Below are 12,980 nucleotides of genomic sequence, written 5' to 3'. Positions count from 1 at the left end.
TCATCATCTGGTGGGTAACACATTTGGGCTACTTCTCCGGCCTCGCAAACTCGACGGATCTGGCGAGCGTGAGGCATTAACGAGCAAGTGACCATGTTTAGAGCAATAGCGAGGTTTGCTAATGGCAATCTTTTCGTAAAAGTGACACAAATAACGGCGCGGATGTGGGAGGGTCAATCGTGTCGTATCGTTTGGAGAGCTACTTCGCCTGTGTCAGTCTCTCGCTGTTTATTTGGAGTGCTCTCGGCTTTCTGGCCTACCACGGCTAAGCTGAGAACTACTCAATACGGCCTCATGGGGTCGTCTCCGGATAGTAGAGGCCTGTAGGGGAAGATTGAGAGTTTCAAGTTTCTATATTTGGCCAAATGCTTCGCCGGCTCACGTGCGAAACTAACAGTCAGACATGTGATGGATAGCATCCTAAAAAAGTTCTGTACAGATTTAAACGCCTATATTCCGGAAAGCGCGTCTTGCAGAAATTGCTGAAAGAAAGCCGCTCGGCGTTAACTGCGACAATTCTGGCCCAATATCGCGGCGAGCTGTATCAAATGCGTAACCTGGGTATTGGTGCTGAATGATTTCTCTCACGACACTAGGGTGCACGTTTTTATATATTTTGAAGCGCCCACTGGAAGTCAAAACGCACATTTTCTGCTGCTTCTGCTCGTAGTGAATACCTTTGATCGACCTAGACCGTACGGCAACTGTGAAGTTTGTCAGTTCATCCTCAAAGTTCGCTTCAGTCATAATCTGTGCCCTTTTTCTAAAATGCCATATGTCTAATGGTAGGGTCGTTGACGGCCCCGTCAATCTGCTTAGGACCTAAGTCTGGTGGGGTAGGGCCTTAGGGTTCTTGCGCGCCTTCGGGACTCGTCTCTCGATGCAGTATTGTCTGCCAACTTACTTTAGAAAGGAGCGGTTGCTGCCTGATGTTGTGTGATGCTCGGTTACTGACCCTCCGCGTTTCGTGTTGGGCTATTCGGTGACCGTAGTTGCCGTTCTGTGACTTGGTGCCCCTGCCGACGAATTGAATCTGGATCTGCTACAGACGAGGTAGTTGCTCTGGCATTGAGCTACGAGGGCATGGCTTTATACGTAGCCATCGAGAACATTTTGCAAGCTGATTACAGTCGTAACCTTAGCAGTTAGGGTTACTTCCCAGCCTGGCTTACCTAGGTTGCCTGCCGTCAACGGCTCCCGCGACTTACGCAGTGAAAAAGGGTGGCGGAGCAGCTGAAAGCTTCTACCCATCATCACTTAGGGGCGCATGCGACTACTGGAACCGGTGGGTAGTAGCTCCACGCCAGCGCCCATGGGGCCGCGTAGGGCGAGGAAACCAGCGCGGACTGATAAGAACGTTTGCCGACCAGAAGATCGTTGTCGGGTCAGCCGTGTCCTTGAGCCCATTCAACAGCGCTAGGCTCACGAACATTGCCCGAACTGCCTATCACTGATGCTTGATGAATAGATTGTCATTTGGAAATTCAATTTATTATTATGCTTCTGCTTTCAAAAAAAATTAATCCTGATCTAAAGAGCTGCGGAAATATCTGAAATACACTTGCATTCTAGGTTTGTAGTGCAGAAAAAAATTAGGTCCTGAGTTTAGCTTTCTCCCTGACAGAACGGCATGGCGCGTGATGGACACGCGCAGCCAATTCAGGGGCTTTTCTCATGTATGTTGCTTCGGATCTTGCCGCCATCGCGCGTAATAACGGCCTGAGCAGTGTTGCTGCTGTCGACTCGGCCGTTGGAAACTCCCTGAGTTCTAATCAGCTCAAGAGCTTCTCTACCCTAAAGACCTCTGATGGTGTCTACTACAACAAGGCCTTGAACGTGCTGGTGATTACGAAATCCGGCGTGACCTTGGATGGATTTGACTTCCGCGGTGTCTCGATCAATGTGCAGGCGGACGACGTGACGATCAAGAATTCCAGCTTTGATGCGTCTACCGGCAACTACGCCATCAATGCTTTTACCGGAACAAAGAACCTCACCGTCGATCACTCGACCTTCGACGGCCTCAAGCTCGATAAGATCGGCTACGCAGGTTTCGTGATTTCGCGTGGCGAGATTACGACCCTTACCCATAACGCTTTCCTGGATGCTCCTTCTGATGCCGTCTACGCTCAAAGTGGAACCATTAGCGGAAACTACTTTTCCGGGGGAGCCTACGCTACGGGTGCGCACGCAGACGCCATTTGGATTTCCAAAACCACGGGCGCGGTCGTGATCTCCAACAACGTCATCGACTGGCGTTCGCGCTTAGACGCACCGACCGAAACCAACGAGGCTGTGCGAATTACAGGCGAGAATGGCAATGTCTCCGACGTGCTGGTCAAGCACAACATCCTTCTTGGCGGCAGCATGACCGTTTTGGTGTCGGACGGTGCCAGTCTGACCCATACGGCGAGCCAAGTCGGCACCGTCACAGGTGTGAAGGTCGTCAATAACGTTATCGACTTCGGCAAATATGGCGACCTTGAGCAGACATCTCGTCCTAAGGACATGATTTATGCTGACAATATGCACGCCAGCGGAAAGCCCGTTTCACCAGGCTTGGAAGCTGTCGGCACCCTGCCGGACCTTGCAAGTCTTAACAGGATCACTGCTGCGTCTCCAAACGCTGCACTCTACGGAACCAACAAGGGCGACTACATCCTCGGCGGTAGCGGCTCCAACTTCATCAAAGGTGGTGCCGGAAACGACGTCATCGTCGGCAACGACGGACGTGACTTCATTACTGGTGGGGCTGGCAAGGACGTCTTCGTTTACCACTCGCTAGCCGGTGACGGCGTCGACCTGATCTCCGATTTCGAGCAAGGCACAGACCGGATCGATTTTGCGACGATCACAGGGGCGCCGCAGGCTCTGTCGGACTGGCAGTGGCTGGGCTCGGAGAGCTTCACGGGCCATGCTTGGCAGGTGCGTTACACTCAATCGCCGGGCGTTACCCGCATCGAAATCGACGCGGACGGCGACCTGAAGTCTGACTTCAAGCTTGAACTTGCCGGCAAAATCGACCTTAAAACCAGTGACTTCATCCTAGCAGAGCAGGGACCCAATCTTCCTCCTGTTTTAAAGCCCAGCGCTCCTACACAACCCCCTGTCTCGTCACCTCCAGTTGAGATGCCCCAGGCAACGCCGACCATACCAGGCGGACCAGCATCTCCGGCGCAATCTGCCGACCCTAGCCTTGTGCTCCGTTCCCCTGTGTCCGGTGGTAACGTCACCGGAACCGCTTCCGCTGAATTGCTCCTGGGCAGCGACAACGGAGATAGCCTTCGCGGAGGTGCCGGAGATGACGNCTGCATCTGATCGATGCCAATTCGCAGACGACGGCGCACGAAGCGTTTACTTGGATCGGAGGCAACGCGTTTACGAAACATGCTGGCGAACTCCGATATGTTTCAAACAGCACCGGTGGGCAAATTCAGGCGGACGTTGATGGAGACGGAAAGATCGACCTTGCCATCGACATGGCCACGAAGACGCCGCTTCAAGCCTCAGATTTCTCACCATCCTCGATTACAGTTTCTCAATCTGTGTCACCGGCTTCGTTGACCAGTCCTGCAGCTCCTGCGCAGGAAAAGGACATGGTTCTGAAGCTCTATGCCCCTGTGTCCGGTGGTAACGTCACCGGAACCGCTTCCGCTGAATTGCTCCTGGGCAGCGACAACGGAGATAGCCTTCGCGGAGGTGCCGGAGATGACGNCCCCTGTGTCCGGTGGTAACGTCACCGGAACCGCTTCCGCTGAATTGCTCCTGGGCAGCGACAACGGAGATAGCCTTCGCGGAGGTGCCGGAGATGACGTGCTGGTTGGGAACGGCGGCAAAGACTTCCTTTATGGAGGCGCAGGTCGCGACACGTTCCGGTTTGAGAAGCTCAGCGACAGCACGGCTGCGACAGGAGGCAGAGACTACATTGGCGACTTCGTCAGTGGTGAAGACAAGATTGATCTGCATCTGATCGATGCCAATTCGCAGACGACGGCGCACGAAGCGTTTACTTGGATCGGAGGCAACGCGTTTACGAAACATGCTGGCGAACTCCGATATNTGCATCTGATCGATGCCAATTCGCAGACGACGGCGCACGAAGCGTTTACTTGGATCGGAGGCAACGCGTTTACGAAACATGCTGGCGAACTCCGATATATTTCAAACAGCACCGGCGGTCAGGTTCAAGCCGATGTTGATGGCGACGGAAAGATCGATTTTGCCATCGACATGGCCTCGAAGATGCCGCTGCAGGCCTATGATTTCTTGTTATAGAAACCAGGCATGCAAGTTACATCGTTGTCTGGGTCGCGACCGAGCTGATCGCGCTGTCGCCGACCGTCTATAGGAACAGAAAGTCGTCCGCGGATATCTGGGACATCTGGACGCCGCCGAGCGTTACTGCATTGTCGTCGTCTATCGTCACTACAAGTCCTGAAAGGACCGTGTTGAAGTGGAGATCCTCAAACGACTGGGCTGCGGTTCCAAGCAGGGAAATGACGTCATGGTCGCTGCCTGAGCCGGCGTCAAACCCCCGTATGGTGTCCCTCCCGAAATTCTCTTTGAACACGAAAGTCGTGTCGCCAAAGTCGGTAAGGGTATCGTTCTTAGCGCCACCCTCGAGCGTCTGCCCAGCCTGATGAGCAACGATCTCGTGCCGGCCATCCGGCAGAAATCGATCAGCCACTGCAAGTTTATTGCCTGCTGTGTAGATGTTTTCCGCGGTCTGGGTGCCGCTGGAAAATACCGAAACGACAGATGACCCGTCCGCTTCGCGATCGACATCCTTGATAACTCGACCGAGCAAGTCGTAGTAGGTTTCAGAGAAAGACGCGTCGCTATGCCGAGTAACCTCTGAAGCAACGTACTTGTCACCCATCGTGCCGGCGTAGTTGATCGTTTTCCGGTCCCCGTTAGGGAGGTAATCAGTGTCAAAGACGACGCCGACTTCGTTGAACCGTGTTTCGCCAAGCAAGGCTCTTGTCGCGGAGTATTCTAGGATTTGGAAGCTTCCATCGCCCAAAATCTTCTCAACGTGAAGATCACCGTTTGCCAAAGTCTCGCGATATTCAGACGGTAGACCGGAGTAAAAGGAGAACCCGATCAGATGGTCTTTCGCCAAGAACTCGTAAGACAAGAGGGAGCCTGTCCGCGCGTCAATGTACTGCTCCGAGAGGTTGTAACTCCAATCCATCCCGGTCTTTTTTAAAAAGTAAGCATAAGCGCCGTCGTCCGACGAGAATGTGAATTCGTCGAATACGTAAGGAGACCAAGTAGAGTAGCTGTAGTCGGATCTATCATATCGGAGGTCGGTGGGAGTAAAAGCCCAGCCTTCTCGGAAGTCCGCCGAAAGATCTATCCTGTCGTATTTTATGATCTGCCCCGCCAGGTCGTATCGGGCCAGATTTAGTTCGCTGAAGTTTATAACGGCAAAAGTCTCTGTGAGGATGCCGTTGACGTAGGTATCAGTTTCTTCCGTCCCGTTAAGATCGAAGAATCGAGTGCCATTGCCGTTCGAGTCAAAATTGTCCGTGAAAGACGCTATTTCATGGGTATCTTTTAGATAAAATGGGTTATCGTAGATCATACGTTCTCCTCTCGGTGCGCATCACCGCCGTAGCGCGGTTTAAAGCGCTTCACTTGGAACTCAAAGAGTCGTGCCTTGAGATTGCGTTATAACGCAGCGGGTGTCGAGGCCCGCCAGCTAGAGCAGCGAGATACGTCGTTCGGGGCCGTGGAGCTCTCGCCGAAATCGGTTAGCCATGGCGATTGAAACAGAGCGGGAAAACCTCTGGCTAACTGATCCAGTAGCCAATTGAAATCACTGGCAATTCATAGGCCCTCCGGGCCTACCAAATGATCTAGTTCGTCAAGGCCGAATCCTTCCGCGCGAATGCAAGATAGGGCGCATGCGAACATGACATCATCGCCCGCCTCATGAGCCGGCGGACACGCATCAACGGGCTCGATCCAAGCAGACCGCAAACTCCCCGATATCGTCTATAAAATTACTCGACAAATGCCGAGGGCGCATTACCTTCGCTGAACGCCGTCCTTTTGGTCCGGGCCGGTCCGGTCTCTGATGCGGGGCTGCATGTGGGGAGGGCGGGGCTTGGCGTATGATGTGGCCATTGTCGGTTCGGGGTTTTCGGCGACGGCGGTCGGGGTTCACCTGTTGCGATCGCTGCCGCCCTCGGCCAGCATCGCGGTCGTCGGCGACGATCCGGCTTTCGGTCGGGGCACGGCCTATCGCACCGAGTTTCATCTGCACCGGCTGAATGTGCCGGCGGGCCGGATGAGCCTCTTTCCCGACGCGCCGGATCATTTCCTCCAGTGGCTCGAGCAACGGGGGCGCGGCCTGTCACGCGACGATTTCGCATCGCGCGGCGATTATGGACTCTACCTCCGCGACACGCTCGCCTCGCTGCTGCGGGACCGGGCCTCGCGGGCAAGGCTCGATTTCATCAAGGCGAAGGCGACGGGATGCGTCAGCCTGCAGGACGAGGGACTGTCGTTCCAGCTCGCCGATGGCCAGGCGCTGCAGGCGCGGGCGGTGGCGCTCTGCCTCGGCGTCGGCGCGGCCGGTCTGCCGCTTCGCGACGCGCGGATCGCCGAGGCCGCCCGGCGACAGATCGTGCGCAATCCCTGGCAGTTGCAATGGCTGTCGAAGGTCAAGCCGGAGGACACGGTCTGTATCCTCGGCTCCGGACTGACGATGATCGATCAGGTGCTCACGCTGCGCGCGCGCGGGCATCGGGGCACCCTTCACGTTCTCTCGCGCCGCGGCCTTGTTCCCCATACCCATGCCCATGCCCGCCAGCACGGCACGCCCGTGGTGCCCGATCTTCCGGGCGATCCGCTGACAGCGAGCGGCATCCTGGCGGCGCTGAGGGCGCAGGTTCGCAGGGGCGCGGACTGGCGCTCGGTGATGGACGGCCTGCGGCCGGGGACGCAGGCGCTCTGGCAGCGGCTTCCGGCAGCGGAGCGGTCCCGCTTTCTGCGTCACGGGCTGGCGTGGTGGAACATCCACCGGCATCGCCTCGCTCCCGCCGTGTTCGCACGGTTCGACGCCCTGATCCGCGACGGCCAGGTCAAGGTCCATGCCGGATTTCTGGACGAGATCAGCATGGACGGCGGCCGTGCGTGCCTTGTGTACCGGCCCCGTGGCGGGCAGGGCGTTGCGCGCCTGGCGGCCGACTGGGTGATCAACTGCACCGGCATGGAACGCGCCGGTCTCGCGCATTCGCCGCTTTTGACCCAAATGGCCGATCAGGGCATCGTCGTTCCCGACGCGCTGGGGCTCGGCCTGCAGGTTGACGGCGGGTCTCGCGCGGTTGGTCGCGACGGCCGCGCGCGAACGGGCCTCTATGCCGTGGGGGCCCTCACGGCGGGTCAGTTTTGGGAGATCACGGCCGTGCCCGATATCCGGGTCCAGGCACAGAATGTCGCAAACGCCATTGCCGCCACTGTGGCCGCGACCATGCCGTCAATCGCCTGACGGTCCGGTGCCGTTGCCTCCGGGTGAAAATCCCGAGCCGTCGTGCGGATATCGGTCCGCCGCGGTTTAAATCGCCGTCGCCAGGCCCTATACACACCTCGACACGCGATGATGCGGCCTTGCGCCGCGCGAAGGGTGGCGTCGACGCTGCCGCATGACAGGACGAAGGAGACGAACATGACCCTCACAGGCGAACTTCTGATCGGCGCAACGGCGCGGCGCGGGCAGGGCGGTGCGATCACCGGCACCGATGCGGCGACGGGCGAGGCCTTGCCCACGGTGTTTGCCGGAGCGACGGCCGCCGATGTCGAGGAAGCCGCAGCGCTCGCCTGGGAGGCCTTCGGCCTTTACCGCGAAACGGAACTGGAAGCCCGCGCGGCCTTTCTGGACACCATCGCCCAGAACATCCTCGACATCGGCGACGACCTGATCGCGCGCGCGATGGCTGAATCCGGCCTGCCGCGTGGACGGCTCGAGGGGGAGCGGGGCCGGACGGTCGGCCAGCTGCGGTTGTTTGCCGCCGAAGTGCGTGCCGGCGCGTTCCAGAGCCTGCGCTTCGATGCGCCGGACCCGGAGCGCAAGCCCGCGCCGAAGCCGGACCTGCGCCTGCGCAATATCGCCGTCGGTCCGGTGGCGGTGTTCGGAGCGTCCAACTTTCCGCTTGCCTTCTCCGTCGCCGGTGGAGACACCGCGTCGGCGCTCGCAGCCGGCTGCCCGGTGATCGTCAAGGCGCATTCCGCCCATCCCGGAACATCGGAACTGGTCGGCCGCGCCATCCAGAAGGCGGTTTCCGATTGCGGACTGCCGGCTGGAACCTTCTCCATGCTGTTCGATGAGGACAGGGCGATCGGACAGGCCCTGGTGGCCGACCATCGCATTCGCGCCGTCGGCTTTACCGGGTCGCGCGCCGGCGGCACGGCGTTGATGAAAATCGCCGCCGAGCGCCCGGTACCCATCCCGGTCTATGCCGAGATGAGCTCGATCAATCCCGTCATCCTCTTCGAGCACGCGCTCGCGCACCGCGGCGCCGCCATCGGCAAGGCGTTCGCCGGATCGCTGACGCTCGGTGCCGGCCAGTTCTGCACCAATCCGGGCCTGATTCTCGCGATCGACGGTCCCGGCCTTAATGCCTTCATCGATGCGGCCGGCGAGGCGTTGCGCGCCATCCCCGCGCAGACCATGCTGACGAGCGGGATCTGCAAGGCCTACCTCTCCGGCGTTGCGCGCCTGTCCGGCCATGCCGAGGTGAAGACCCTGGCGCAGGGTCTGGAAGGGACGGCGATGCAGGGCCGAGCCGCCTTGTTCGAGACCAGCGCCAAGGCGTTTCTCGCGCATCACGCACTGCAGGACGAGGTCTTCGGTGCCGCCGGTCTTATCATCCGCTGCGCCGATGCCGGCGAGCTGGAAGCCGTCATCGATGCCATGGAAGGCCAGCTGACGGCGGCGCTCCATATCGACGACGCCGATCATGACGCGGCCCGCAAGCTTTTGCCGAAGCTCGAGCTCCTCGCCGGCCGCCTGCTCGTCAACGGGTTCGGCACCGGCGTCGAGGTGTCGCCGGCCATGGTCCATGGCGGTCCTTACCCGGCAACCTCGGATGGACGCACGACATCGGTGGGGACGCTTGCGATCTATCGCTTCCTGCGACCGGTCAGCTACCAGGACATGCCGACGGCACTCCTGCCGCGCGCGCTGGCTCGGTAAGCCTTTACTTCTCCACCGCCCATTGAAGGGCGGGCGCCCGAAAGACTTGACGCCGCCCCGCCGATCCTGACAGATCGGCGGACATGCCGTGGCCCGCACATATGTTTCGCCTCCGGCTTTCTCTCGCCCCGAGGCGGCGTGCGCGCCGGCAATCTCATGATCGAACATACGCCGCTGGTGATCGCCATTGCCGTCGCTGCCGCTTTTCTGGTCGGGCTGTCCAAGGGCGGCCTTCCGATGGTGGGCACGATTTCCGTGCCGCTCCTCGCCCTGGTCATCTCGCCGGTCACCGCAGCGGCGCTGCTTCTGCCCATCTATGTCGCCAGCGACATGGTCGGGCTCTATCTCTACCGCAAGGACTTCTCGCGCCGAAACCTTGCGATCCTGACGCCCGCCGCGCTCTTCGGAGTCTTTCTGGGCTGGCTGTTCAGCGCGCATCTCTCGGCCGTGGTGATCGGCGCGCTGGTCGGGCTTGTCGGCGTGCTCTTCTGCCTGAACATCTGGTTCGGTGCGCGCTACCGGACAGTCGCGCGGGACGCCGATGTGCCGCGCGGCCTGTTCTGGGGCACGCTGACGGGCGTGACCAGCTTCGTCTCTCATTCCGGCGCGCCGCCCTATCAGATGTATGTGCTGCCGCAACGGCTGGAGAAGATGACCTTTGCCGGCACCTCCACCATTCTCTTTGCCATCGTGAATGCCGCAAAGATCCTGCCCTATTGGCAACTCCAGCAGTTCGACCACTATGATACGTCGCTGGTTCTCTGGCTGGCGCCAGCGGCCATCATCGGCACCATTGCCGGCCGAAGGCTCACGCTGGTCATCCCAGACGGTCTGTTCTTCCAGATCGTGCAGTTCACATTGCTGCTATTGTCGATCAAGCTTATTGCCGATTACGTGATCACCTTCGTCCCCTAAGCCTCTTCCTTTCGCGCTGCAGCACCATAACATTGGGTCTCGAAACGATGCAGCACGAGGATCCATGGAAGATTTCGTTGAAAGCCTGATGCAGACATTGGGACCCTGGGGCATTGCGCTTCTGATGTTCCTCGAACACATCTTCCCGCCGATCCCGTCGGAACTCATCATGCCGCTTGCCGGCTATCGCGCCTCGCAGGGCGATATGTCGATCGTGACCGTCATCGTCGCCGGCAGCATCGGCTCGCTGCTCGGCGTCATGCCCTGGTATTATGCCGGACGCAAACTCGGCGAAGCGCGGATGAAGCGGCTCGCAGCGCGGCATGGGCGTTGGCTGACCTTGACGGAGGGAGACGTCGATGCCGCAAGCCGGCGCTTTCGCGAGAAGGGTGCAACCGCCATCCTCGTCGGACGGCTCATCCCGACGATCCGAACGCTGATCTCGGTGCCGGCCGGTATCGCCCGCATGCCTCTCGCCACCTTCACGATCTTCTCGCTGATCGGGACGGTCGTCTGGACCTCCGGCCTTGCTCTGGCAGGCTACCTGCTCGGCCAGGCCTATGACGTCGTTTCGGCCTATGTCGATCCCGTGTCCACGGCGATCTTCGTGCTGATCGTCCTCATCTACGCCTATCGCGTCGCGACGTTCAAACCGCTGCGAGGCGAAAGCTGATACCCGGAAACACGACCTGTCGCAGCGGCGGGTCGATGCTGCCGACCGGCTTTCCAGACCCACGCCTTGTCCATGACTGGACAGCGGCGAAAAGCACGGTATCTTGCGCCGCACTGTCGACGGGCGGCTTGACGGTCTGCTCTTCCTTCGAAGCCACCGGCCTTTGCGTCGGTGCGGCTTCTCCCGTGAGAAAGGCGGCTTCGTGCCAAGTCTTGATATCGCCGGTCTGATCGCAAGGGTCGCTATGGGCGACCGCGCGGCACTGGCGTCCCTTTATTCCGCCGTTTCCCCGAAACTCTTTGCCATCTGCCTGCGTATCCTCAAGGATCGGGCGGATGCCGAGGATGCTCTTCAGGATGTCTTCGTCAAGATCTGGCAACGGGCGGACCGGTATGCGGCGACGGGTATAAACCCCAATGGCTGGCTTGCCGCGATCGCCCGCAACCAGGCGATCGACATGATCCGGTCACGTCGGCCGGCAGCCGACACGATCGGCGAGGAGGGACTGGAGATCGTCGACGGCAGTCCCGATCCGGAGGCCGTTTCGATCGGCCTCGGCGAGGGGCGGCGGATCGACCGCTGCATGGGCGAACTTCCGCCGGAACGGGCCGATGCCGTCCGGAACGCCTATGTAGAGGGATTGAGTTATCAGGAACTGGCGGAACGCTATGACGTGCCGCTGAATACGATGCGAACCTGGCTGCGCCGCAGCCTCCTGAAGCTGAAAGAGTGCCTGGAGCGATGAGCGAAACCGATGACAGCGACAGAGACCGCTCCCGCGACGAGGTGCTTGCCGCCGAGTATGCCGTGGGCGTGCTGTCCTTGGCCGACCGGAAACGGTTGGAAGCGCGGATCGAACGCGAACCGGCTTTCGCCCGGCTCGTTGCGCAATGGGAAGACCGCCTCAGTCCACTGGAGCCGCCGGACGAAGAGATGCCGCCCCGGTCGGTCTATCCGAAAATCGAGGCCCGTCTCTTCGCGTCATCTGCCGGTCTGACGCGCTCAGGCTGGTGGCACTCCGTGGCGGTCTGGCGCGGCGTCGCCTTCGCGTCGATGGCTGCTGTCGTGGTCCTGCTTGGCTTGCAGCAAGGCTTGATGGGCACGAAGCCGTCGCCTGTCTCCGCCCCGCTCGTGGCGGCCATGAAGGGTGAGGGTTCGCCGCTGGCATTGCTGGCCTCCTATGATGCCGCGAGCGGTCGCCTGGCCGTCACCCCCGTTGCTGCCGATGTCGGTCAGCCGCGCTCTCTGGAGCTGTGGCTGGTCCCCGGCGGGGATGCCGCACCCGTCGCCCTCGGCGTCTTGCCGCAGGACGGGCAGGGCGTGATCGAAATCGCCCCGGCGCATCGTGCGAGCCTGGGCGACGGCATCACGCTTGCTGTCAGCGTCGAGCCGCCCGGCGGGTCGCCGACAGGTCTTCCCACCGGTCCTGTGATCGCGGCGGGACAGGCTCGTCATCCCTGAGCGCGATCTTATCAATCTTTTGTAAATTATTTCGGCCGGATCACGATCCGGCCGAAACTGTTTCGGGACGGGCCTCGTATCTCCTGTGTCACCCGAGACGTGACGCCCTGAAAGGCGCTATCGCGCCGGGCCGAGAACCGAACAGGAAGAGGAACCATTCAATGTTGACATCCGCACTCCGTACCATCGCCCTTGCGACACTCGTTTCCGCCACCGCCGTTTCCGCCTATGCCGCCAATCCGAAGGTCGGCGGCGCTGCCATGTACGAAGACAAGAACATCGTCGAGAATGCTGTGAACTCCAAGGATCACACGACCTTGGTTGCTGCCGTCAAGGCTGCAGGCCTGGTCGAGACCCTGCAGGGCAAGGGCCCGTTCACGGTCTTCGCTCCGACCAACGAAGCCTTCGCAGCTCTTCCGAAGGGCACTGTCGAAACGCTGCTGAAGCCTGAGAACAAGGCCCAGCTCACCAAGGTCCTGACCTGCCACGTCGTGGCCGCCGACGCGATGTCGAAGGCGATCACAAAGATGATCAAGGATGACGGCGGCGAGCACGACGTGAAGACGGTCGGCGGCTGCGTGCTGAAGGCCAAGGAAAAGGGCGGCAAGATCACGCTCACAGACGAGACCGGCGGCGTAGCGCATGTGACGATTGCCGACGTGAAGCAGTCGAACGGCGTCATTCACGTCATCGACAAGGTGCTTCTGCCGAAGATGTAAGTTCAGCCGA

The 12,980-nt window shown here is 60.0% G+C and carries 8 protein-coding genes; 7 read left to right on the top strand and 1 reads right to left on the bottom strand.

Annotated elements, in window-relative coordinates; all coding sequences use genetic code 11:
* Positions 1-4,342: 4,342 nt before the first annotated feature.
* Positions 4,343-5,587, bottom strand: coding sequence for a hypothetical protein (locus ASG25_RS13510; RefSeq protein WP_062474303.1), 1,245 nt, complete (start codon positions 5,585-5,587; stop codon positions 4,343-4,345).
* Between the two features lie 525 nt (positions 5,588-6,112).
* On the opposite strand from ASG25_RS13510, the gene ASG25_RS13505 reads away from it, so the two are divergent.
* From ASG25_RS13505 to ASG25_RS13470, 7 genes are all read left to right on the top strand, one after another.
* Entirely contained in the window at positions 6,113-7,498 is a 1,386-nt protein-coding gene (locus ASG25_RS13505; protein ID WP_062474301.1) for an FAD/NAD(P)-binding protein, read from the top strand.
* A 177-nt stretch (positions 7,499-7,675) separates the two neighbouring features.
* On the top strand, positions 7,676-9,202 hold the full coding sequence (locus ASG25_RS13500; RefSeq protein WP_062474299.1) for an aldehyde dehydrogenase (NADP(+)): 1,527 nt from the start codon (positions 7,676-7,678) through the stop codon (positions 9,200-9,202).
* 156 nt (positions 9,203-9,358) lie between these two features.
* Complete coding sequence (locus tag ASG25_RS13495; RefSeq protein WP_062474641.1) at positions 9,359-10,117, top strand: sulfite exporter TauE/SafE family protein; 759 nt, start codon at positions 9,359-9,361, stop codon at positions 10,115-10,117.
* Positions 10,118-10,181: 64 nt separating this feature from the next.
* A complete protein-coding gene (locus ASG25_RS13490) occupies positions 10,182-10,790 on the top strand; it encodes a DedA family protein (RefSeq protein WP_062474296.1) in 609 nt (202 codons plus the stop codon).
* Positions 10,791-10,992: 202 nt separating this feature from the next.
* Positions 10,993-11,535: a sigma-70 family RNA polymerase sigma factor gene (locus tag ASG25_RS13480; protein WP_082475826.1), complete on the top strand. Its 543-nt coding sequence runs from the start codon at positions 10,993-10,995 to the stop codon at positions 11,533-11,535.
* Complete coding sequence (locus ASG25_RS13475; protein ID WP_062474290.1) at positions 11,532-12,251, top strand: anti-sigma factor; 720 nt, start codon at positions 11,532-11,534, stop codon at positions 12,249-12,251. The genes ASG25_RS13480 and ASG25_RS13475 overlap by 4 nt, the downstream gene beginning before the upstream one ends.
* A 161-nt stretch (positions 12,252-12,412) precedes the next feature.
* Positions 12,413-12,970 carry a fasciclin domain-containing protein gene (locus tag ASG25_RS13470; protein ID WP_062474288.1) on the top strand — a complete coding sequence of 186 codons (558 nt, stop codon included), beginning with the start codon at positions 12,413-12,415 and terminating at the stop codon, positions 12,968-12,970.
* Positions 12,971-12,980: the final 10 nt, after the last annotated feature.

Origin of the sequence: Rhizobium sp. Leaf384 (assembly GCF_001424065.1) — a bacterium.
Lineage (GTDB): Bacteria > Pseudomonadota > Alphaproteobacteria > Rhizobiales > Rhizobiaceae > Ferranicluibacter.
The sequence above is the reverse complement of the archived record's forward strand: the minus strand, read 5'-3'. Positions and strand labels throughout refer to the sequence as shown.